The following is a 21784-nucleotide window of genomic DNA, read 5'->3' as shown; positions in this document are numbered from 1 at the left end:
GCTGCCTGGCGGCGATGCGCCGCATTATCGGTCATCCAGGCACCAATGAAACTTCTCCAAAGCTGCCGTGCCAAATGATTCTTGCTAGCGACTGGGGCGAGAGGGGTCTTATCAAGGGTTTCAGGGGCGCACTCCAAAACGGGGCCCTCATTCCATAAAAAATCACACTCACCCGCCGCGGTCGACCTTGGGAAGCACCGAACCGCAAATGGCGGCTACCAGGAGCGTCACGCGCGATCGCGGAGCGACCGGACAAGATCGGGTGGGAGACATCGTTTATTCCCTCCTGCGCGGTCGTGCTTCGTTGCGACGACCCTCGTCCGAGTAACGGGCGAGTTCCGATCGTTTGCCGAAATTGCGCCGGCCAGAGCCCTGAAAGGATGGAGAGCCGTCGGCGAAGTCCTCGTGTATGCTAGGCGACGGAATCCGTCACACGTGGGGATCGTCATGGTCGGTTCGCCAGCAACTGCCGCCCTTGTCCTCAACGACAAGGTTGTCGTTGACCTGGAAGGCGAGACGCTCCGTCTTGTTGATGGCGACGCAATCGCCCTCAGGCCGCAGGCCTATGCGGTCCTTCGCCACCTCGTCCAGAACGCGAACAGGCTGGTCAGCAAGGCCGAGCTGCTTGAAGCCGTCTGGGGAAGCGCCGCCGTTACCGACGACAGTCTCGTTCAATGCATCCACGAGATCCGGCGAGCGCTCGGCGACCAACGGCATGCGGTCTTGGCCACCGTCTCGCGACGGGGCTACCGCCTGTCGCTGGAGCGTGGCGACGAGAGTGCGCTCGGCGGCCCTTCGATCGCCGTGCTGCCGTTCGCCACCATGAGCGGCGACGAGCCTCACTACTTCGCCGATGGCCTGGTCGAGGACATCATCACCAACCTCTCGAAGATCCCGGGCCTGTTCGTCATCGCACGCAATTCCTCCTTCGACTTCAGGGGCGAGAAAGCCGATCCACGCACAATCGCCGCTGAACTGCGCGTTCGCTACCTGCTGCAGGGCAGCTTGCGGCAGTCCGGGGGGAGACTGAGGTTGAATGCCCAGCTTGTCGACGGCGCATCGGCCACTCATATCTGGGCCGACAGGTTCGAGGGCGCGGCAACGGACGTGTTCGATCTCCAGGATCAGTTGACCGAGCAGATCGTGGGCTCGATCGAACCGAGTGTCCGTCGTGCGGAGATCGACCGCGCGCGCCGCAAGCGGCCCGAAAGTCTGGACGCGTACGATCTCTACCTTCGGGCCCTGCCGCACGCGCATGCGAACACGCCCGTCGAGACCGACAAGGCCCTGCAACTGCTGGCGCGCGCGATCGAGCTTCAGCCGGACTATGTCGCTGCGCATGGCTACGCCGCATGGTGTCACGAGCAGCGCTACCTCCGCAACGGTTTGGATCCCGCAGACAAGGCGGCCGCACTCAACCACGCCGACATTGCGTTAGGCATCAACAGCGACGACCCGCAGGCGATGAGCATCGGCGCGTTCGTCCGCGCCAACCTCACCCGGGACTACGACGCCGCCGTTGAGGTGCTCGACCGGGCCCTCGCATTGAACCACAATTCGGCCTTAGCCTTTGGCTTCAGCGCTTTGGTCAGTGCCCACAGTGAGCGACACCAGCGGTCGGTGGAACATGCGCACAAGGCGCTGCGGCTGAGCCCGCTCGACGATCCACTGAGCTACCATCCCTACTGCGCACTAGCCCTGACCCACCTTTTTGCCGGCGCCTTTGCCGACGCGGCCAGATACGCCGCTCTGGCGGTCCGGGCCAATCCCGGCTTCAGCATCCCGTACGCCTATTTGGCGGCCAGCCACGTCGGCCTTGGCAATGTCGAAGCCGCGCACTCTGCGGCAACACGACTGATCGAGGTGGCGCCGAATTTCTCGGTCGGCGGCTACGTGCGAACTAACCTGTTCCGGCCGTACTTGATGGACGCACTGGCAACAGCCTTGCGAACGGCAGGGCTTCCTGAATGAGCCAGCCAGCGCTGACCGAACCGCGCGCAGGTCGCCCGACGCACTAAGACATAGCCGCGTTTCGGCACTGTCTTTAACAGCGGGTGGTCGTTGTCTCCCGATGCTTGGCGAATGTCGGTCACGCATTTGAACGAGGCTCTCCTCGGTGACGACGCCTCCTCCCCAAACCGCGCGCATCAGGTCTTCCTTGGAGACGATATGGTTGGTAGCAAACGCTCTTCTACCGAAACGGGCCAGACGAAGACGCCGATCGGGAAAATATCGCCCTTTGATCGGAGTCCTTTCGTTACATCCGGCAGGACTTCGCTCACACTTGCCGGCGGATTTGCCACCTGCTGTCCGCCGGAACACGACAGATGAATCGCGCTTGGTGTTTCTCAGCTACCCTAGCGATGCTGTCTTGCTGGAATGGCGCTGGCGCCCACGACACCGAATCGGGATGGACCTATCCACCTGCTTGCTGCGGAGGCGACCAAGAGAGAGGCGATTGCCAAGAAATTCCGAATACCAGTGTGAGCACCGGCCCTGATGGTTTCAGAGTGCTGCTCAATCCGGGCGACCATCACCTCGTCACAAGGCAACACTTTTTCCGAATTCCGTATGGCGACACCATTCCGTCCGGAGACAGCCATTTTCACATTTGCTTGCACCCAACCGAAGATCACGCAAACTGCTTCTTTGCTCCTCCCGACGGATTTTGATTTGCGAGGCATCGGACGCATCCTATGGCGCCCGCGGAAGGCGCTCCTAAGGGTAATATGGACTTTTTCTAAGTCATGCAGTCGTTTGGCGATCCAACGCAGCATCGGGAAGACCAAGGGCTAGGCCACGGGGGATTTCGGCGTTCGCTACATGCTCGCCACGCTCGGACGCTTTGCTGATGTGGTTGTCTCGCGCCGGCCCGGAGTGCCGACTAGACCTACAGTTGGGAGGTCGCAGGCCGAGCATTTCGCGGAGCCCGGAATGTCGGCTTGCTAACGTCTGCAGCCTAGAAGCTGCCGGTCCGCGGTCGGCCCAATTCCGGACATACTAAGTTTCTTCGTTCGCTAGCGGGAGCTTCGCCCGGCGTCACAACCATATGCGTCATCACGGCGACAGCGGGCCGCCAATACCGGCGCGATCAGCGACTCACGTCTCCCCTTTGCGCCGAGCTGGTTCTATGGCTGCCCAAGAGGCTGCGCCTCCCCCGCCTCGCATTCCGGCAGCCGCACAGGTTTGGCGAGTTTTGCCAGCGCTCCGGGCTTGGCGCAAAGCGGGAAGCCGGCGAGCGGCATTGTCTCGATGAAACGACCGCGCTCCGTCTTGCTCAAGCTGAATTCATTGACCATGCCCTCGACGGTCAAATCCGAGTAGTGCTTGAGAGTTTCCCTGACCGAAGCATTCGCCTCATCGGTTCGACCCAGTGCCGCGAGGGAGCTGCTACGCATCACCCATTCCCATTTGCCGTAGTTATCGGGCGTCTTGCGTTCCAGCATCTTCAAGGCGTCCTCATAGCGGCCAGCCATAAAATAGGCAGTGGAGTAGAAAGCAGTTGCCCACATCGGGTAATTCGGGTCGAGCCGTATAACTTGGTCGACCAACTGAGCGCCGCGTTCGGGTTCGTCGAAGCCTGACGCAAAGCCGGAATAGAATGTCAGGATTTCGGCCGAACCGGGAGCGAGGCGGAGGGCCGTGTCCAACTCGACCTTGGCGCGGGCGTTGTCGCCCTTGTCTTTGAGGCTCATGCCAAAAACGGCGTGCGCCTCGGCGTCGCTCGGATCGAGCCGCACCGCGCGTTCGGCTACATCGGCAGCCGCCTTGATCTCGCTCTCGGGATTGATACCGAAGCCAGCCAATATGTTATGAGCATGATAAAGTTCCACCCAGGCGCGGGCGAACTCCGGGTCCAGTTTGACAGCAAGATTGAGCAGCCTGATGGCCTCCTCCTCATCCGCTGCGGTAATCTTTTCAATCCTTTCGGTTCCGAGCAGATAGTAGTCATAGACAGTCAAGTTGTCCGGCCGTTTACGCTTCGCTGCAGCCCGCCCCGCTCCCTGTATTAGCCCCACGCCGTTGCCGAGACGGTTGGTGACCTGCTCGGCGATCTCGGTTTGCACGGCGAATACGTCTTCAGCAGGCCGGTCCCATCGCTCCGACCACAGATGGTTGCCGGTTTTTGCATCGATCAACTGCGCGGTGATCCGCAGCCGACCGCCCTGGCGCTGGATCGAGCCTTCCAGCACATAGCCGACGTCGAGCGCACTCGCGACCTGGCGGACATCCACCGACTTGCCTTTGTACGCTTGCGTCGAATTGCGTGCCACGACGTCGAGTTCGGGAAACTGCGCGAGATCGGTGATGATGTCCTCGGTGAGGCCATCGGCCAAGCGCCCGGTGGCCTCGTCGCCGCCAAAGTTGTTGAAGGGCAGCACCGCGACCGACGGCTTGGCCCCCAGTGGTGCAGGCTGAAAGAACCACCAGGTCCCTCCACTCGCCAGAGCCAGCACCACGATGGCCGCCGCAGCCGTCCTGGTCCAGCGCGGCATCATTCCGGCAAGCGGGCGGCGCGCCCGTTTGCCGTCGAGTCTCAGCCGGTACATCCGCACTGGGCGGCTGATGTTTTTGACCTGCTGCTCGCCGGCGAAATCGAGCGGCCAGTCGAGTTTGCCCTGGAGATGATCGTATGCCGTGCCCGACACCATCACGCCGCCCGGCTCGGCCAGCTGCTCCAGGCGAGCTGCCACGTTGACGCCGTCGCCATAGACATCGCCATCCACCAGTGCCACATCGCCCAGATTGATCCCGAGGCGAAACACGATCCGCTCTGCCGCCAGCAGGCCGGCATTACGCTTCGCAGCTGCCTGCTGGATCTCCGCGGCACATATTACCGCGTCAACCACGCTGTCGAAGGCGACGAGCGCGCCGTCGCCTATCAGCTTGACGATGCGGCCCTGATGCCGGGCAATCACGGGATCGGTCAGTTCGGCGCGAATGGCCCTCAGCCGCGCGATGGTGCCCGCCTCGTCGGCTTCCATCGCGCTTGAGTAGCCGACCATATCGGCCGCCAGGATCGCCAACAGTTTCCGGTTCAATGGAGGGACGATCATCATCCGGCCCCCGGACCCAACATAGCTAAAATGGTACACCTAACCCAGCGCCCTGACGAGAGGCCCGCCCTGCTATAGCCAGGAAGTCGTCCATTAGCCCCAGTTGGTCGGAAAGGTCGCTTCTGGCGCAAAGCGGTCCGCACTACGCACGCAAGGGTCGGCTTTCTTGCCCAGTCATCCTGAAAGCTGACAGTCCGCTTCCGGCCCCAACTGCAGCATTTTCCACTTTGAGGCGAAATAATTCTCGACTATGGTCCGTCAGGCTTACGGCATGGGGGATTGCCGATGGTTTTATCACGCAGGGGTGTCGTGCTCGGCGGCCTGGCGCTGGTCGCGGTCGGTGCAACTGGCAATATTGTTCAAGCCGCGACGGCAAAATCCTTTTTCGCCGGTGCCGCCAGCGACAACAATTTTGTCTATCGCAAGACCAATTTCGCCAAGATCGACAAGAGATGGCATCGCCAGATCGTCAAGTATTTCAGCAGCGAGCCGGTCGGCACCGTCGTGGTCGATACCCGCCACCACTTCCTCTACCTCATCATGGAAAACAAGACCGCCATCCGCTACGGCGTCGGCGTCGGCAAGGACGGCTTCAAATGGTACGGCCGCGCGACGATCGACCGCCGTGCGCTGTGGCCGCAATGGGTCCCGCCCCCCGAAATGCGTAAGCGCAAGCCGGACCTGCCGCCCATGGTCGCAGGCGGCGCGTCCAACAATCCGCTCGGGCCGCGCGCGCTCTATCTGTACCGCGACGGCGCCGACATCGGCTACCGCCTGCATGGCACGCTGGAGCCATGGAGCATCGGCACCGACGCTTCCAGCGGCTGCATCCGCATGTTCCCGGAAGACATCATCGACCTCTACCAGCGGTGCCCGATCGGCACCGCAGTGGAGGTCCTACCGCACATCGCCGACCAGGCGCCCGCTTCCACCACTGTCGAATGATTGGCGCATCATGAACAGCATGATTGAAACCACACGCCGGCTGCTCGCCGCCGGCCTGCTGGTGCTGGCCGCATCCTGCTCGACCAGCAACACGCTGGCCCCTCCTACCCCCGACGTCACCAACACCGAGATTGCCGGTTTCCAGAACGTGCAGCCGGGCAGCGAGGAGGATTTTATCCTCAATGTCGGCCGCCGCACCTATTTCACGCAAGGTTCGGCCGCGCTCGATTCTGTCGCCAAGGCCACCCTTGACACCCAGATCGCCTGGTTAGCAAAGCATCCGCGCTGGCTGCTCAAGCTGCAGGGTTTCGCCGACGATCCAGGCGCAAGTGAAACGGCGCTGTCGAAGCAGCGCGCCGATGCGGTGATGGACTACCTCGCCGCCGGCGGCATAGACCGCAACCGCATGTGGGCCAAGGGCTACGGCAAGGACAGGCTCGTCCGCGACTGCCGCGACGCCGCCTGCAGGTCGCAGAACCGCCGCGTTGTGTCTAATTTGCGCGATGAGAGGGACGAGTCGTAGGGGCTGCTTGTCACCAAAGGAGCGCCTCCGCCGGCGGATTGAGCTTGCCGACCGGTGTAACGAGGGCGATGCAGGCTGCACCGTTGAAAATATCATGGGCGGCGCGACGGAGGGGGAGCAGGTGCATCACCGCTTTTTCCTCGTTAAGCCCGAGCGATGCGAAAGACAAGACGCCGATCGAAGGCAGTTCGTCAATGTGACTTAAGCCATCGGCCAACAACGCGTTTGCTCTTTTGCTGACAAGATGTACGCGGTCGAATGCGCTAATGATCACGTGCTGGGTCAGATCCTCAAGCAACCCGTTTGCAGCGACCACGCGCCCGTCCGCGCGGAGCACCGCCGCCGGCAATCCGACTGCGGCAAGTGTATCGACGGCTGATTTCGCACGTTCCAAGTGAAGCCTGGCCGCCATAATGCCCGCACGCGCCAGATGCGGCCTCAAGCTGTCCAGGAAATCAATAGCGGAGCGGTCATACGGTCCGGCCTCGACGGCACGGTCGAAACTGTAGACCATCATGTCACCGTTGGGGACATCGATGATGGTCCCCGCCGCCCAGCCTACTCCCTTAGGTGTGGAGCCTCAACAGGTTGTCCTCGGTTAAGGCGAGGCGACTGATGGGCGGTTTTGACTTTAGGCTGCCGTGGGGGCGATGCCAATTATATCTGTGCAGCCAGACCGGCAGTTCGGCGGCGCGGTGGTCGGATGTCGGATAGGCAATGGCGTAGGCCCACTCCCGGAGCGCGGTCTGGATGAAGCGCTCGGCCTTGCCGTTGGTCTTGGGCGTATAGGGCCTTGTCGTGACGTGCTTGAGGCCGAGATCGCGGCAGGCCTTGGCGAAGGCCTTCGACCTGTAGCAGGCGCCGTTGTCGGTCATGACGCGGGCGATCGCGACGCCGAGGCTGGCGTAGTAGGCAACCGCCGCCTTGAGGAAGGCGATGGCGCTTTCTTTTTTCTCGTCGGGCAGGATTTGCGAGAAGGCGATGCGCGAAGCGTCGTCGATGCAGCATGGACGAACTCCCAGCCGGCGCCACGCGACTTGCCCTTTTGCGGATCGCCGGTGATGCGATGGCCGACCTGGCTGAAGCGGCCGAGCTTCTTGATGTCGATGTGGATCATCTCGCCGGGGTGCTCGCGCTCGTAGCGCCGGACCGGTTCGGCCGGCTCGATATCCTTGAGCCGCGACAGCCCGGCGCGCTTGAGAACCCGGCTGACGGTGGCGGGCGAGACGCCGACCTCCATGGCGATGTGACTGCCGGTCCAACGCTGCCGCCGCAGCGCCACGATACGCTCGGCGATCGACGTGGCGGTGGCCTGTGGCATACGGGCAGGTCGCGAGGAACGATCGATCATGCCTTTGCTGCCCTCGGCCTTGTAGCGCTCGACCCAGCGCGCCACGATCTGGGCCGACACGCCGTAGGTGCGCGCCGCATCGGCTTGGGAAAGACGCCCCTCAATGACCGACAGCGCCATCTCCTCTCGACGCAGCGGCGTGAGACGGGCATTCTTGTGGATGTTCATTCGGACCCTCCGGCGAGTGCTGCAGCTTGGTAACTCCAGTCTCCTCGGTCCGGTCCGAATGGACAACCCTCTGAAAGCTCACACTTAGGGCGACAGAGTTCAGTGTAGAACGGGTCGCGGTCGACCTCTTCTCTGGTGAAGATGTCGAGGTCGTGCACGAACCCAGGGTATTTCATGGGGGCTAAGCGCGTCGCCCGCGAATTGCGCTTGTCCCAACCGCCGTCAACAAATGCGCGCATGAACTCCGCGGTGCCGGGAGAACTGGTCCAGCGGATCTCACCGGCACTGGCGGTAAACAGAATGCCTCCTGCAGAACTGATTGCATGGCTTAGATTGTCGAGTACTTCCGGCCACAGCTCCGAAATGATCGCCGCCTCATAGATACGGTCGATGATACCGTCCTCGATCCCCAATCGGCTCATTCTAGCGTTGCACCTAAGTCGGGGAGTACCCACGGACTTCCTTCCTCAAAGAGTGCCATCGGCAGATCTAGGGTCTCCGTTCGGTCGGACCGTCACCCCGGGTGGTTGGGATAGATCCTGGACATCACAGACATCAGTTCCGCCTGTCGGCTGGTCTCGGTCTTGGAAAATATGCTCTTCAGTTGATTGCGAACCGTCTCGCGCGCAAGCTTCAGCGTGTCCGCGATCGTCCCAATATCGTGCCCGGCGCTCAAGAGGCTTGCGACGCGCCCTTCTGCTGCCGTTAATCGGAAGGCGTTTCGCAGCCGGTCCGTGGAATGCAGAGGTCTTTCGTCGAGGTCCGACACGATGAGTATGGCGCTCGCATACTGGAACGCATCGGCTATGATCCCGATGCTGGGCAGCACGTCGACGAGCAGCGGGCGGCTGCCAGGCCTGGCGAGGGCGACCGGTCCAATATCCTTCAACGCCGTAGACGAACGCGTCCGCGTGGCGATTCCGACGACGCGCTGGAGGGCGATGTCGCTCTCGTGATGCATGGCGTGGAGGTGCCCGTTGGTGATCGAGAGCCCCGCGTGCAGCAGCTGGCTTGCCCTTGAATTGAGCTGCGCCACCCGGCCGCGCCAGTCCAGGAGGAACGCGGCGCTCGAGATGTCGAGGACGTTGAGGCTGACCTTGCCCCGCGAGGAGACCAGGCGCTCGGACAGTGCGATCAGCCGCCGAAAATGGGAAACCAGCGTCTCCAGATATCGCGCGTCATCCCGCGTGAACTGGCCCTGACCCTGGCCTTTCAGCATCGGCACGGCCCATGGCGCGCCCTCGACATTGCAGCCAATCATCGCGAAGCCGGGAAATCCGAAAGGCAGGTAGAGTTCGTTGTATTGCCGAAGGCGCCTTCGGTCCTCTTTCGTGGACAGGTCGTCTTCGATGACCACGGTTCTGCCCGCGTCAAGCAGGGGCAGTCCTCGTTCGGCCCGGTAGTGGTTGAGGAACCAGTTGTTCTTAATATACTCCTGCAAGAGGTCTCGGTAGTCGTGCGAGGCCGGCATTTCGAGCAGCGACCGATTGGGACTCCGAGGATCATTGCTGCTGCTGTCGGGGTTGCGCGGATAGAACATAACGCACGCGGCGTCGAGCGAGCGCGCCAGTCCGTGAAGGGCGTCAGGCCAGGTCTCGGGAGTCAGGATCGCCTCGTAGCAGGCGTCGACGGCCTTGTTTACCCGCTCCTGTTTCATGGCCACACCTTCGCGAATTTCCTTGCGATCATCGTGAGGTGACCGATTGCCCGGGTCCGTATCTTTGCGGATAGGCTCAAATCGGCGTTTCGGGACCGGGACTCGCGGGAACGCCCATCGGTTTCAATCCGCCAGCCATTGGCATGAGTCTCAATTGCGCGAGACGCCGAGCGTGCGCGCGGCAGGATCGGCAAAAGATCGTGGACACCGAAAGGCAACGCGCCGAGGCCTGCGGTGGCCTTCGCTGCCCGCTCCATCGCTTTATCCCGCCGAGTCGGATCAAGCGCTGCTTCGACCTGACAGTCTTGGATGACAGCAAAATCGAACGCTGGAGACACAAAACACCTCCCCCACAGACTGTTGCCTATGGCGCTACGGCAAATAATCCACCGAAAATCCCCAATTCGTATCCAGAATCGGTAGCCACTATCCAGAACGGGTAGCCACTTTCAGTTGATAATTTGGCCAATACTACTCAGGGGTTGTCCCCTCAACCCCCATTAAGTATTTGAAGGTTGCGCCTTTTTTATTTTTCTGTCCAGCTTTTACATGCCTTTATTCGGTTTAGGCCGCTCCATTTCCGGCGGGCGACTTACTGAAGTTAACTTCAGCGCCGGGTCTTTTTCCACTCATGACCCGTTTGGGTCATGAGCCATTCTGTCGGGGGAGTATCCTCCTCTATTAGTCGGCCGGGACGAGAAGCTGAGCGTCATGTTGGCTGCTCTGACGACATCCGGCCCAACAACAGAAGCTTTGCCGAGACTACTGAACCTAGCCCAGGTTGGGCTCCGGGGGGCGGCGAATGTCGAAGCTCACGGCCAACTTGCTTCTCCTGTTCGCCGCCGCTCTGTGGGGCTTCGGGAATGTGGCGCAAAAGACCGTGCTCGATCACCTCGATGCGCTGAGCGCCGTTGGCCTGCGCTGCCTGATTGGCGGACTGCTTGTGCTACCCTTCGTCCTGACCGAACGGCGAGTGCCTGCCGGCGCCGGCCTTTTTTCCAGTCTGGTCCGGGTGGTCGCGCTGTTTGCCGTCTCCATCGTGCTCCAGCAGCTCTGCTATCTCGGCGCCACAGTCACGAATGCAAGCTTCCTGATCAGCACGGCAACGGTGATCACGCCGCTGGCCGCCTGGCTGCTCACCGGCGAACGTCCAACGGCGGGTCTCATACTCGCCGCCGGATCGACCGTGATCGGCTGCCTGCTTCTGTCAGGCGGGATCGCCGGTTTCAGCGGCGGCGATCTCACCGCCATCCTGTCGGCCGGCTGCTATGCGCTCTGGACGGTCGAGCTTGGCCGACACATGCAGGCCCATGCGCGTCCGCTCACGGCCGCGGCCGCACAGTTCCTCGGCGTAGCAGCCTTCGCCCTTCCGCTCGGGGCGGTGCACGGCAACCTCTCATTCACAGCGGCTTCCGAAGCTGCCCCCGAACTCTTGGTGCTCGGGGTTTTCTCCACCGCGCTCGCCTTCGGCATACTGATTGCCGCCCTGCGCTTCACCTCCGCCAGCCATGCCGCAGTGATCGTCAGCGCCGAAAGCGTCTTCGGCGCCATGGCTGCGGCGATCTTCCTCGGCGAGCGGTCTTCTGCCGTCGGCGCGTTGGGCGCCGCGATCATTCTCGGCTCGATCCTTTCGGTCGCGATGTCGAACCGCATGCCGATGGCACGCCTGCCCTTGCGAACTGACCCCAGCGCTCTCGACGCCTTTGGAGCCGCCCCGGGGGGCTGGGGCACTCCTGCCACCGCCAATCCAGGTCACGAGGAGGCATTCCATGACCCTTCCCGGTAACGCCCTCACTAATCCTGCCAGCCGTGGTCGGGCGCGTCGAAAACGGTCTGTCTTGGAGCTGGGTAACATGGTCGGGCGCCATCATCAGGATTCGAGGTCCAGGTCTCACTCAGACCCGGGACAGCGGGCCAATTCATTGCTGAGACTGGCAACCCTCACAGCCGCGGCGTTTTGGTGTCCGACGGCACATAGTGCCAACGTCGATGGGGCGATGCTGAATGTAGACGTCGCGGTCGTGTTCGCCGTGGATTTCTCGTCGTCGATCGACCCCAGGACCGCCGACCTGCAACGCGAGGGCCATGCCGCAGCACTCACCTCGCCCGAGATCATCGGCGCCATCTCCGACAACTACCTTGGCTGCATCGGCGTGGCATATTTTGAATGGTCAAGCGTCGGCCACGCTCGCACCGTGCTGCCCTGGACCCGTATCTGCGGATTGGAAGATGCCAAGGCAGCCGCGGCGGTGATCAGAACGAGCGGCGACACCGGCTATATCCGTCGCGGCCGGGGCGGAACATCGGTTTCGGCGGCCATCGACGTTGGAAGCCTTCTGCTTGATCGGTTTCCGGGAAACGCGATGAGGAAGGTGATCGACATCTCCTCCAACGGCGAGAACAACGACGGGCTTCCCGTTCAGCCGAGCAGGCAGAACGCCATTGACAAGGGATACACGATCAACGCGATAGCGATTCCGCCGGACGAGGAGGATCCCAAGCAACCACTGGCAACCTACTTCGCCCGGTCCGTCATCGGCGGCTCCCAAGCTTTCGCCATATCGCTGACGGGGCCGCGCGATTACGCAGCTGCCCTTCGCCGCAAGCTGGTCATCGAGATCGGTATGAACGTGATAACATACAAACAGCGAGTAACTAGAGACTGGAACACGGGAGGATGAAATGATTGTGCCGAGTTCGTGAAGGCATACAACAGTAAGGATGCAGCCGGGGTCGCGTCGAAGTACGCGGATGATGCGGCCGCATTCCCGCCAGATATGGCGCGGGTCGACGGCCGCCAGAATATCCAGAAGCTATGGCAGGGCGCGATCGATATGGGCATATCGGAGCTCGCGCTCACCACGCTTGAAGTCCAGGAATGCCGAGATCTTGCATACGAGTCCGGGACTTTCTCCCTCAAGGCACCGGGCAAGGATTCGAAGCTGGTGGATGCCGCCGGCAAGTATGTGGTGGTCTGGAAGAAAGGACCGGACGGCGGCTGGAAACTCTACCGGGACATATGGAACTTCGATCCCGGGAAATGAAGGTAGCCTTGGATGGCGGGCGCCTCATGGCCAATCAGAGACCCTCGCCAATTTCGTGGGGTACATTTGCAGCTCGGTACCGAGTCACCTGCCGGAGGAGCACATGGCGAAACTCACCGTTGATCAATACCTGGCGGCGGCGGCGGCGCGGCTTGCCCATCTGACGCAGACCTATGCTATCGTTTTTTTCGCCAGTATCGCGACTATATTCGCGATACTGGCGTACGCACCATCAGCGGGATTAGCCGCCAGGTTCGCGCTCGCGACGATTGTGGTCGCAATCACGGTTTATGGGGTCTTGGCAGCCAAGGCCGCCATGGATGACTTAAAGGCGATGCTGGACGATGCGGTCGACGACTTCTCGGGCAGCCGCTTCGGCGCTCACCTGAAGCAGATACCTACGGCGCTGTTCATCGGAGTAACCGTCATCCTCGTTCTCGCGATGGGGGTGACGCAGCTGTGGGCGATCATTTCGGCCTGACTGGGCTGGGTCCCGACTGTGTGGCCTGCGGCCGCTGGCGGGGCGCGGGATAGGCCGACCTGACACCGGGAAATGGCAGCAAGAGCGTCAACAATGAAGCCCGGCCGATATCGACTTGAACAACCGAACTCGGGGCGCAGTCCGTCCGGCCCATAGTTGGGGTGGCACGCTTATCCTTGGCTCGGTGTTCTCGCGCTATATCGATGAAACAGCCAGCCGATTCTGGCCAGCAACGATACCGCGGAAGAAACATAGGGCAAATCAGGAGCACGACAGCGTCGAGGTTCAGAGCGGCGCTCGCGGAGCCGATCGAGTTGGAAAGCTTTCCGCTGATCACCGATCCAACCGGGCTCCCGGCATAGAAACGCTGTGCGGTAGGCCCCGCAGGTGGCCTGTGCCGGCGCTCCCTGTAAGTTCAGTCACCGCCTCCATCGCGGCATTCCATCGGAAACGCCGTCTCCGTGAAGGCGGCGCCAATTGCGTCAACAGTAACCCAGCGCCCGCATCAGTCCTCTCGAGCGAAATCCTAGCGGCATAGACCGGCGCCTGAGTTTTCCGTGCGCCGCTCTTGGATTCGTCCTGCACTGTGAGGTCCGAATTCTCCGGCGCGCCTTTTTTCTGCTCATGACCCAAATGGGTCATGAGCAGTCCCTACGAAGGGCTATCCTTTGAGCGAGAAGCTGAAGGGCGTTGCGCCCTCGGGAAGGCGAAGCCGCTCACAGACCAATTGGCAAAGGCTTTCTAGGAACAGTGCCTCGAATCGACGCGCTCGTGGGAGTCAACGGTCTCGGAAGACCGGACGGTCTGCCCAAGGATAATTGAGATGCAATCCTTGTCTGCAGTTCTTGGCATGGGACTGTTGAGCACAGTTCCACTGATCGTGGGCCAGCCCGCGCCTGATGTTTCTCATGTCGAGAAGCCTTGCCCCTGCGAGACTCACGAGAAGTGGCTTCTCATGCCATCAGCCGATGAAGTCGACGTCGCTATCGTCCTCGCGGCCGATATGTCGGGATCCATCAGCCAGAGCGAGGCAGCTTTGGAGCGCGAGGGCTATGCATCCGCTTTGGAATCGGCCGACGTGCTGGAGGTGATCAAGGAGGGTCCACAAGGCAAGGTCGCCGTCACCTACCTCGAATGGTCGAGCGCGGGCACTTCGGAGACACGATTGGATTGGGCGATCCTGTCCGATGCGCATGACGCGTCTTTCATCGCGCACGCCATTCGAAAGAAGTCCGAACGGCAACGCGCCGGTCCGCACGGTTCGAAAACTTCGATCTCATACGCCATCGACGTATCGGCCGACGCCTTCGACAAACTACCCCTCAGGGCGTCGCGCAGGGTCATCGACATCTCCGGTGACGGAACGAACAATGACGGACCTCCAATAGAGGATAGCCGCCGGAGAGCGCTTCAGAAAGCGATCGTGATCAACGGCCTGCCAATTGGTTACGACGTTGAACTTGGCGAAACTATTCCGGAATATTACGAGCGGCACGTTATCGGAGGACCGGGCTCCTTCATGGTTACCGCCAACAACGCCGCAGAATTTCGGCAGGCAATCACATACAAGCTAGCGAGAGAAGTGGCATTCCTCTCAAGCGGGGCTTGTCCCGGTCTTGTCGGCCGCGCGGGCGGTCTGCAACAGATCGAGACCTATCAGCGGCGACACCCTGCGGGAGCGGTGATGTCTACGGCGTTCGATTTTGCGGCGTCAAAACCGGCACTTGACCCGACCCGATTGTTCCTTCGCGCACGTGGAGCGGCAACAGACGAGGACCGACGGCTCCAACAGACAAGAAACCGAACAAAGCCGATGATGTCACACGAGATTGAGGGAGGAGATTATGAAATACCTCGTAAATTGGAACGAGCGGCCACAGGGATCGGCGATTGAATACGAGAACGTCCAAAAGCGCATCCTGAAGATCTTTCAGCACTGGGAAATACCCAGCGAAATCAAGGTACATGCCTTCGTGGTGCGGGTTGGCGAATGGGGTGGCAGCATGCCGAGGCAGATGACCCGCTGCTAATGCACAAAATGTGTTCGATCTGCCCGGCGTTCCAATTCGAAGTGCATCAGGTCATCGACGTTCAGGACGCGGTCCGCGTCGAGATGGAAGCTATCAAATGGCGGGATGAACTTCCTTCGCGAGGTGGAGCATTCGCATCCTGCCCGTCATTTCGGACATGGGATTCTGCAAGCTCGGACCAACCGAGTTAGCGCAACTCGTCTGAGTTTGTCCTCAACGCCTACTCGGTGTCAGTAGACCATTTCGCTTTAGCGCGTTCGGCTTCCGCCGCGCAGCAATCACAGTCACCGGCAAATGGCAAAGCACCCCTCCGAAAATGGTCGAGCGTTCTTTGCCACTGGGCCGGTAACCAGAAAGTTTGCAATCGATCCGCCATGTCACATCCTGGCGCCCAATCAGCTGCCTGTCGCCGCTGGCCGAGACGGATCGTTTCTTGGCGTTCACCACGGGCGAAGAAATGCGGAAGGCTGGCATCCGGTTGACGGTCGGAAAGCGCGGTCGCGTCAGTTGCGCGGTCCTCATTAGACGGTTTCGAGCCGGCTGAATCGAACGGGGATGAGTTTCCGAGTCTTGAGTTGCCCTGCCACGTCCTTGTCGATGACAGTCAGAAACTGTGCGTCTTCAGACGCCAAAGGCAGAACCAGACGTCCCCCTGGCTTGAGCTGGTTCAGCAAAGCCGGCGGCGTCCGCTCAGCCGCCACGCTAACCAGGATCTTGTCGAATGGGGCGTGCTCGGGCCAGCCGCGAGACCCGTCTCCGACACGAATGGCGACATTCGAGAAGCCAAGGCCCTGCAGCAGGGCCTCGGCATGGCTTGCGAATTCCTCGATGATTTCGACGCTCCAGACTTGTCCGGCGAGTTCCGCGAGGATTGCGGTTTGATAGCCCAGTCCGGTACCGATCTCGAGCACAGCCTGGTGCGGTTGGGGAGCAAGGAGATCGGTCATCAGAGCGACAATGAAGGGCTGCGAGACGGTCTTATCGAAGCCGATCGGCAGCGGCATGTCCTGGTAGGCATAAGGCGCGACCGGGGCTGGCACGAAGAGATGCCGCGGGACCCGCCGCATCGATGCCATCACCCGCTCATCGAGCGTTGCCTTGCCGAGTTCTTCGCTTGCAAGGTCGGCATGGATCGCAATCATCTCGACCATGTGCCTGCGTAAAATCGCAAGGTGCTCTTCGGTCATCGGTTTCATGACGGTGGGGCTTTCTCCAACCAGTCTGCTGCCAGGTACAGTCTACCACTGTCGCGAATCGAAAGGCGATCCTCGGTGTGCGCTCGAAGTGGCGGGCCCGGGCCTGGAAGCAGGAAGGCTGACGCTCCGCAGAGGCCAGTGCCGCCGCCGAGATTCTCGGCGCGGACATCGAGTTCTTCGACGCCGACGACTAAATCCACATGTCACAGGCCGATTGGCGAATGTGGTGCAAGTTTCTTGTCGCTGAGAGTAAAGCCGGTTCTTCTGTCGTGCAGAAGATCTCCCCTGGCAAACAGCGCGGAGCATAAGGGCTGTCCCGACAATAGTGCCAGTCTCCGTGGCGAACGCACGACAGTGGCTAGGGCTGCATCGTTGATCGCGACCTGCTGTAGGTGTGGAGCCTCAACAGGTAGCCCGTCAATTTGTGAACATCGACGACATAAGTTCGTAATATGGCTCCTATGTCATGGGAGTGAACGTCTTGCGGCGTCCGCGCCCAAAGCAGTTGCTTGCGGCGGTGAGCGAGGCGCCGGTTCCCGCATCGTGTCGTCGGCAAAAAAGCGACGTTCCGCTCTTTGCTTTCACGTCCGGTACGCCGACAAGTCCGGCGGTCAAAAATCGACCAGCGGCGTGTCCACGATCTGGTGCTCGAACAGCAGCCAGAACGGCGATCCCCGGGATTCGGAGTACCAATGCTCAAAAATCGCAAGGGCCACGCCGATATTGGTGGCGGGTTCGTCCTCGGGCGGCTTCGCGGCCTGGAACAGCGCAAGCGCAACTGGGCCAAAATGCGTGATCGCTTCCGTGCGCGCCTCGCTGTCCGCACTCCAGCCGAGCCGCAAGCGCAGGACGGCCAAAGCGCTGGCAACGGCGATCTCCTCACTTTCGGCCGAGGCCACGGCGTCCGAGATCGCCTGCATGAGGTTGAGCCGCCTGAAGGCGAAAGCGCGCTCCTGTTCCAGAACCGCGATCTGATTGGCCGCTTGTCGCCTGAAGCTTGCCTCGGTTGTCCTGGCGGTCTCAGCCGTCGTTTTCAGGTCATTCAGATAGGAAGCCGTCGGGTTCATCTTGGCTCACCAGGATGGCGGAAGAGAGTGGGAGTCGAACCCACCAGAGACCGACTCGCGGCCCCTCCCGGATTTGAAGTCCGGACGCCCCACCGGGGGCGATGCTCCTCCAGAAATTTGCACCGTCGGCGGCTCACCCTCGCCTGTCAGGCGGAACAGGTCCAGCTTGCGCCTGTTCAGGCGGCGCAAGTCTCCCCGCCGCAGCGTCACGCCGTGCCGATCGAGAAATTCGAGGATAAGGATGGCGACCTTGCGTCCGCTGCCCACGCGATCGCGAAATTGAGCAGCGGTGAACTCGTCTGTGGGCATCGACGCAGCGAGGTCGCGCGCGATCTCCACGATCTGCGCCAACGCCTCGCGCTGGAAGAAGTGGTCATGAGCGACCTCATGGACCTTCCCCATGCGGCCGGCAAGCTTCAGAAGCCGCCGGATTTCCGTCTCCGGCGCGCCCAGCACCTCGGCAATATCCCACACTCTCGGCGGATGGAACCGTTCGGGTCCGCCGATGAGAGGCTGGATTTGCAGCCAGAAAGTTTCATCCTTTGCCGTCAGGTGCGCCTCATGACCGGGCAGCCGCACCCAGGCGCCATCCAAGGCAACTTCTCCAGCATGCGAAAGGCTCCGCAGAACTGCCGTGAAAGCGGGCGCCTGCAGACGTGGATCAAGCCCAATACGCAGTCTCTCCATTCCTACGCCCGGCAAATCCGGATTGTCGGCATGGAAGGCCTCCAGGGTCGCGGCCAAGTCGCGCTTGAATCGCAACCAGCGCTCCGGCGACAGCACGAGAAGCATCTCTCCCACGGCAAAACGAACAAGCCCGAGTTGATCGATCAGGCCTTCCGTCTCGCGGTCACTAAGCGCCCTGTCGCGCGCGAAACCCTTCAGGTCGAAATAGTGGGGCGGCGCATCAAGGAGTGCGGCGGCGGCCAGTTCGGGCGCCAACAGCGCATGGGCATCGAGTTGGATCAGCCGTTCCGGTGCGCGGCGTTTGCGGCTGGGCGCCCGCAGATCGAGAAAATGTCCGCCGCCGATGGTTCGCTGCGCGGAGGTGTCGCGCACCACGTAAACGTCGCCGGCAGCGGCCGCGATCGGACTGTCCAGCACCAATTGAACTTTGGCCGTGCCGCCAGGCCCGATCGGTTCGTCTGCGAGGAGTACGATGCGTGCCCCAACGTCCGTCGCGGCATGGTGGAGCCGGACCGGAAACCATTGGCCGATCGGCTTGCGTTCATCCGGCAGAACGCGAAGGCGTGCATCAATCCGGTCCGTCGGCGCGTGAAGCTTCGGATCGACGATCACGTCGCCGCGCCGGATCGCCTCCTTGAAAACCCTTTCGCCGGTCAGATTGAGCGCGCAGCGGTCTCCGGCCCGACCACGTTCAGCCGGCCGGTTCTGGGCGTGGATCGATCGAACCCGCGCAAGCAATCCCGACGGGCTTACGACCACGTTGTCTCCAACACCGAGAGAACCCGAAAGCACGGTGCCGGTCACGACGGTGCCCACGCCGCGCAGCGTGAACGAGCGGTCCACTGCTAATCGAAAACGGCCCGAAACTGCACGCCGGGCAAGATGCGACGCCTCCTCGAACAAGAGATACCTGAGTTCATCGATACCTTCGCCTGTAACGACCGAGACGGGAATCAGGTGGGCCTCGGCAAGCATCGTCCTGGCAAGCACCGAGCGGATATCACTCGCCACCGCATTGCGATGCTCGGGACCGGCCAGATCGCATTTCGTAAGCAGGACGGCGCCGCGCTTGACACCGAGCAGATCGATGATGGCGAGGTGCTCCCGGGTTTGCGGCATGACGCCGTCATCGGCAGCCACCACGAGCAACACGAAGTCGATGCCGCTGGCGCCGGCGAGCATCGTGTGTACGAAACGTTCGTGCCCGGGAACATCGACGAAACCGATGCTATCCCCACCCGGCACCGGCAAATAGGCGAAGCCGAGATCGATGGTCATGCCGCGTGTCTTTTCGTCCTGCAAACGATCGGTGTTTATACCGGTCAGCGCATGCACCAGCGCGGTTTTGCCATGATCAACATGTCCCGCCGTGCCGACGATCATGATGCGGTCTCCGGCAACGGCGCGGCGGCGCGACGCTCGGCTTCAGCGGCATCGCCCGCGCTCAATTCGGCCCGCACCGCAGCCAGATAGCGGTGGGCAAGGGCGCTGCCGCCTGCCTCGGCACGCAGGAGCCAAGCCAGCGCCTCGACCGCGTCGGTCGGCACGCCCGTACCAAGATGGCAGGCGGCGCCGAGCATTGCCTGCCCCTCGGCGTCTCCTCGCATGGCAGCACGGCGCCACCAGCGTACAGCCTCGTGCGGATCGCGCCGCACGCCGAGCGCATTGTGATAAAGCATCCCAATCCGGGTCATCGCGGATGCGATGCCCCGATCGGCCGCGGCAAGCGCCCAGCGTCGCGCCTCGCCGGCATCGGGAGCCATCACTTCGCCCTCCAGCAGCATCCAGCTCAGCATATCCTGCGCCGGTCCGTCGCCAGTTTCCGCTGCGGCCCGATAGAGTTCGGCCGCCCGGCGAAAGTCCTGCTGAACGCCTTCGCCGCGGAAATACAGCGACGCCAGGTTCCTTTGCCCGACAGGATCTCCTGCCTCGGCGGCGAGCGCCAGCCAGCGAAAGGCCATATCCGCGTCACGCTCGACGCCGAGCCCTTCGGCGAAGCAGGCGCCGATATTGTTCTGAGCGCGGGCAACGCCCTGGTGAGCCAGCGGCTCCCATATGGACAGAGCCACGGCATGATCGCCTCGCCGAGCGGCTTCGAGGGCCTCGGTCATGCGTGCGGCCATAGGCGTCTCGGCTGGGCGGCGCGCAAGGCGGTCAAGCCAGCGCATCGGTTCCTCCCGGATTTAAGCCGGCTAGATTGGCGATGAAGTTCGCCTCGTCTTCCAGGCAGCGCAAATCGAGCACGAGCGCCTGGCTTTCGATGCGCCCGATGACGGGGACACCCAGCCCGCGCAGCGCAGCCGCAAGCGCTTCGAGCGCCCGGCTGCTCCCTGAGCGCGGCTTGAGAGCAAGCCCAGCGCTTGGCACAGTTTCGAGCGGCAGCGCGCCGGATCCGACTTGGCTCCGGCACTCCACCTTGTCGACCGCAAAGGCTTCGCCCACGGCGTCAGCAACCAGGGGAGCAAGGCGCTTTGCCTGCGCTGCAATCTCCCTCACCGGGCGCGCCAGCAGCCTTAGCGTCGGCAGGCGCTCGGCCAGGCGGTCGGGGTCGCGGTAGAGCTTCAACGTCGCCTCGAGCGCGGCCAAACGAAGCTTGTCGACCCTGAGCGCCCGCTTCATCGGGTTGCGGCTGATCGCTGCGAGCAGGTCCCTGCTGCCGACGATGAAACCCGCCTGAGGACCGCCAAGCAGCTTGTCGCCGGAGAATGTGACGAGATCGGCGCCGTCGGCGACCGCCTCGCGCACGGTCGTCTCGCGCCCAAGGCCGTAGCGGGCTAGATCGACCAGCGTGCCCGAACCGAGATCATGGACCAGCGGTATCCCATGCTCCTTGGCGATTGAAGCGAGCTCGGGTGCCCGGATCTCGGCCGTGAACCCTTCGACCCGATAGTTCGATGTGTGCACCTTGAGGATAAGCCCGGTCTCCGGGCCGATCGCCGCGACATAGTCTTTGCGATGCGTGCGGTTGGTGGTGCCGACCTCGACAAGCCTGGCGCCGGCGCGCGTCATGATCTCGGGCATCCGGAAAGAGCCGCCGATCTCGATCAACTCGCCTCGCGAAACGATCGCTTCGCGACCGAGCGCCAGCGTGTTGAGGACGAGAAGGACGGCAGCCGCATTGTTGTTGACGACGGTTGCATCCTCGGCTCCGGTCAGCTCGCAAACGAGCGATCGAAGATGATCGTCCCGTTCGCCGCGCTCGCCTTTCTCGACATCGAATTCGAGAGCCACCGCTTCGCGCATCGCCAGCCGAACAGCCTCGACTGCCTCTTTCGCGAGGAGAGCTCTTCCGAGATTGGTATGCAGCAGCGTTCCGGTCAGATTGAAAACGGGACGCAGGGAAGAGCGTTCGCCGTCCCTGAGCTGCATGAGCGCGTCGCCGGCAACATCGTTCGCCTCCGGCACGACGGCTCCGGCATTGCGGGAGGCCATTCGTGCATCGGCGAGGGCCCGGCGAATGGCCTCCGTCGCGGCCTGACGCCCGAAGCGCTCGATTGCGGCCGCCGCCAGCGTGGTCCTCAGCACTTGGTCGACCGACGGAAGATTGCGCAAAGGGTTTGCGGATGAAGTGGTCATCG

Annotated in this window: 18 protein-coding genes, 1 tRNA gene and 2 pseudogenes; 10 read left to right on the top strand and 11 right to left on the bottom strand. The window is 62.1% G+C overall.

What is annotated here, in order from left to right; genetic code table 11:
• Positions 1–447: 447 nt before the first annotated feature.
• The gene (locus tag NKJ90_RS25305; protein ID WP_023762430.1) at positions 448–1971 is read left to right on the top strand and encodes a winged helix-turn-helix domain-containing protein; all 1524 of its coding nucleotides are present in this window, start codon (positions 448–450) and stop codon (positions 1969–1971) included.
• 356 nt (positions 1972–2327) lie between these two features.
• A complete protein-coding gene (locus NKJ90_RS25300; protein WP_084025712.1) occupies positions 2328–2672 on the top strand; it encodes a hypothetical protein in 345 nt (114 codons plus the stop codon).
• A 456-nt stretch (positions 2673–3128) separates the two neighbouring features.
• On the opposite strand, the gene NKJ90_RS25295 is transcribed toward NKJ90_RS25300, so the two are convergent.
• Positions 3129–5057 carry an adenylate/guanylate cyclase domain-containing protein gene (locus NKJ90_RS25295; protein ID WP_031261186.1) on the bottom strand — a complete coding sequence of 643 codons (1929 nt, stop codon included), beginning with the start codon at positions 5055–5057 and terminating at the stop codon, positions 3129–3131.
• Between the two features lie 285 nt (positions 5058–5342).
• Between NKJ90_RS25295 and NKJ90_RS25290 the strand changes: the two genes are divergently transcribed.
• Both NKJ90_RS25290 and NKJ90_RS25285 read left to right on the top strand, forming a co-directional pair.
• Entirely contained in the window at positions 5343–6002 is a 660-nt protein-coding gene (locus NKJ90_RS25290) for a L,D-transpeptidase (protein ID WP_031261187.1), read from the top strand.
• A 10-nt stretch (positions 6003–6012) separates the two neighbouring features.
• Positions 6013–6525, top strand: a complete 513-nt coding sequence (locus tag NKJ90_RS25285; RefSeq protein WP_023762433.1) for an OmpA family protein — start codon at positions 6013–6015, stop codon at positions 6523–6525.
• Between the two features lie 10 nt (positions 6526–6535).
• Here the strand turns inward: NKJ90_RS25285 and NKJ90_RS25280 are convergent, their stop codons facing one another.
• The 4 genes and pseudogenes from NKJ90_RS25280 to NKJ90_RS25265 form a co-directional block, all read right to left on the bottom strand.
• A complete protein-coding gene (locus NKJ90_RS25280; RefSeq protein ID WP_156938633.1) occupies positions 6536–7039 on the bottom strand; it encodes a hypothetical protein in 504 nt (167 codons plus the stop codon).
• 52 nt (positions 7040–7091) lie between these two features.
• Positions 7092–8044: pseudogene (locus NKJ90_RS25275) on the bottom strand (IS481 family transposase).
• Positions 8041–8457 carry a hypothetical protein gene (locus NKJ90_RS25270; protein WP_156938634.1) on the bottom strand — a complete coding sequence of 139 codons (417 nt, stop codon included), beginning with the start codon at positions 8455–8457 and terminating at the stop codon, positions 8041–8043. The pseudogene NKJ90_RS25275 and the gene NKJ90_RS25270 overlap by 4 nt, the downstream one beginning before the upstream one ends.
• A gap of 101 nt (positions 8458–8558) precedes the next feature.
• Positions 8559–9701 (bottom strand): helix-turn-helix transcriptional regulator, encoded by a 1143-nt coding sequence (locus NKJ90_RS25265; protein ID WP_023762438.1) that lies wholly within the window; start codon positions 9699–9701, stop codon positions 8559–8561.
• A gap of 802 nt (positions 9702–10503) precedes the next feature.
• On the opposite strand from NKJ90_RS25265, the gene NKJ90_RS25260 reads away from it, so the two are divergent.
• The 6 genes from NKJ90_RS25260 to NKJ90_RS25235 all read left to right on the top strand — a co-directional run bounded on the left by NKJ90_RS25260 (position 10504) and on the right by NKJ90_RS25235 (position 15256).
• Positions 10504–11487 (top strand): DMT family transporter, encoded by a 984-nt coding sequence (locus tag NKJ90_RS25260; RefSeq protein WP_023762439.1) that lies wholly within the window; start codon positions 10504–10506, stop codon positions 11485–11487.
• 67 nt (positions 11488–11554) lie between these two features.
• Positions 11555–12382 carry a DUF1194 domain-containing protein gene (locus NKJ90_RS25255; RefSeq protein ID WP_050589600.1) on the top strand — a complete coding sequence of 276 codons (828 nt, stop codon included), beginning with the start codon at positions 11555–11557 and terminating at the stop codon, positions 12380–12382.
• 18 nt (positions 12383–12400) lie between these two features.
• Positions 12401–12745 (top strand): YybH family protein, encoded by a 345-nt coding sequence (locus NKJ90_RS25250; protein WP_352487110.1) that lies wholly within the window; start codon positions 12401–12403, stop codon positions 12743–12745.
• A 103-nt stretch (positions 12746–12848) separates the two neighbouring features.
• A complete protein-coding gene (locus NKJ90_RS25245) occupies positions 12849–13226 on the top strand; it encodes a hypothetical protein (RefSeq protein ID WP_023762442.1) in 378 nt (125 codons plus the stop codon).
• 823 nt (positions 13227–14049) lie between these two features.
• Complete coding sequence (locus tag NKJ90_RS25240) at positions 14050–15120, top strand: DUF1194 domain-containing protein (RefSeq protein WP_050589601.1); 1071 nt, start codon at positions 14050–14052, stop codon at positions 15118–15120.
• Positions 15071–15256, top strand: a complete 186-nt coding sequence (locus NKJ90_RS25235; protein WP_245266843.1) for a DUF3303 domain-containing protein — start codon at positions 15071–15073, stop codon at positions 15254–15256. The genes NKJ90_RS25240 and NKJ90_RS25235 overlap by 50 nt, the downstream gene beginning before the upstream one ends.
• 521 nt (positions 15257–15777) lie before the next feature.
• Here NKJ90_RS25235 and NKJ90_RS25230 read toward each other — a convergent pair.
• The 6 genes and pseudogenes from NKJ90_RS25230 to selA all read right to left on the bottom strand — a co-directional run bounded on the left by NKJ90_RS25230 (position 15778) and on the right by selA (position 21782).
• On the bottom strand, positions 15778–16452 hold the full coding sequence (locus NKJ90_RS25230) for a protein-L-isoaspartate(D-aspartate) O-methyltransferase (protein ID WP_352487107.1): 675 nt from the start codon (positions 16450–16452) through the stop codon (positions 15778–15780).
• Positions 16453–17063: 611 nt separating this feature from the next.
• Positions 17064–17372, bottom strand: coding sequence for a hypothetical protein (locus NKJ90_RS25225; RefSeq protein WP_156938611.1), 309 nt, complete (start codon positions 17370–17372; stop codon positions 17064–17066).
• A gap of 162 nt (positions 17373–17534) precedes the next feature.
• Positions 17535–17630: transfer RNA gene (locus NKJ90_RS25220), tRNA-Sec, on the bottom strand.
• Positions 17631–17753: 123 nt separating this feature from the next.
• Positions 17754–19589: pseudogene (selB, locus tag NKJ90_RS25215) on the bottom strand (selenocysteine-specific translation elongation factor); the annotation flags it as partial.
• Positions 19586–20374, bottom strand: a complete 789-nt coding sequence (locus tag NKJ90_RS25210; RefSeq protein WP_023761801.1) for a tetratricopeptide repeat protein — start codon at positions 20372–20374, stop codon at positions 19586–19588. The gene NKJ90_RS25210 and the pseudogene selB, both read right to left, overlap by 4 nt.
• Positions 20361–21782, bottom strand: coding sequence for an L-seryl-tRNA(Sec) selenium transferase (gene selA, locus NKJ90_RS25205; protein ID WP_352487105.1), 1422 nt, complete (start codon positions 21780–21782; stop codon positions 20361–20363). The genes NKJ90_RS25210 and selA overlap by 14 nt, the downstream gene beginning before the upstream one ends.
• Positions 21783–21784: the final 2 nt, after the last annotated feature.

Origin of the sequence: Mesorhizobium sp. M0051 (genome assembly GCF_040323235.1) — a bacterium.
GTDB lineage: Bacteria > Pseudomonadota > Alphaproteobacteria > Rhizobiales > Rhizobiaceae > Mesorhizobium.
The sequence above is the reverse complement of the archived record's forward strand: the minus strand, read 5'-3'. Positions and strand labels throughout refer to the sequence as shown.

Bases quoted from the DNA above. Each gene is read 5' to 3' on its own strand.
- NKJ90_RS25300 (WP_084025712.1), top strand. From the start codon at position 2,328: ATGAATCGCGCTTGGTGTTTCTCAGCTACCCTAGCGATGCTGTCTTGC.
- NKJ90_RS25265 (WP_023762438.1), bottom strand. From the start codon at position 9,701: ATGAAACAGGAGCGGGTAAACAAGGCCGTCGACGCCTGCTACGAGGCG.
- NKJ90_RS25210 (WP_023761801.1), bottom strand. From the start codon at position 20,374: ATGCGCTGGCTTGACCGCCTTGCGCGCCGCCCAGCCGAGACGCCTATG.
- NKJ90_RS25225 (WP_156938611.1), bottom strand. From the start codon at position 17,372: ATGCAGGCGATCTCGGACGCCGTGGCCTCGGCCGAAAGTGAGGAGATC.
- NKJ90_RS25285 (WP_023762433.1), top strand. From the start codon at position 6,013: ATGAACAGCATGATTGAAACCACACGCCGGCTGCTCGCCGCCGGCCTG.
- NKJ90_RS25235 (WP_245266843.1), top strand. From the start codon at position 15,071: ATGAAATACCTCGTAAATTGGAACGAGCGGCCACAGGGATCGGCGATT.
- NKJ90_RS25230 (WP_352487107.1), bottom strand. From the start codon at position 16,452: ATGAAACCGATGACCGAAGAGCACCTTGCGATTTTACGCAGGCACATG.
- NKJ90_RS25290 (WP_031261187.1), top strand. From the start codon at position 5,343: ATGGTTTTATCACGCAGGGGTGTCGTGCTCGGCGGCCTGGCGCTGGTC.
- NKJ90_RS25255 (WP_050589600.1), top strand. From the start codon at position 11,555: ATGGTCGGGCGCCATCATCAGGATTCGAGGTCCAGGTCTCACTCAGAC.
- selA (WP_352487105.1), bottom strand. From the start codon at position 21,782: ATGACCACTTCATCCGCAAACCCTTTGCGCAATCTTCCGTCGGTCGAC.
- NKJ90_RS25245 (WP_023762442.1), top strand. From the start codon at position 12,849: ATGGCGAAACTCACCGTTGATCAATACCTGGCGGCGGCGGCGGCGCGG.
- NKJ90_RS25260 (WP_023762439.1), top strand. From the start codon at position 10,504: ATGTCGAAGCTCACGGCCAACTTGCTTCTCCTGTTCGCCGCCGCTCTG.
- NKJ90_RS25280 (WP_156938633.1), bottom strand. From the start codon at position 7,039: ATGGTCTACAGTTTCGACCGTGCCGTCGAGGCCGGACCGTATGACCGC.
- NKJ90_RS25305 (WP_023762430.1), top strand. From the start codon at position 448: ATGGTCGGTTCGCCAGCAACTGCCGCCCTTGTCCTCAACGACAAGGTT.
- NKJ90_RS25240 (WP_050589601.1), top strand. From the start codon at position 14,050: ATGCAATCCTTGTCTGCAGTTCTTGGCATGGGACTGTTGAGCACAGTT.
- NKJ90_RS25295 (WP_031261186.1), bottom strand. From the start codon at position 5,057: ATGATCGTCCCTCCATTGAACCGGAAACTGTTGGCGATCCTGGCGGCC.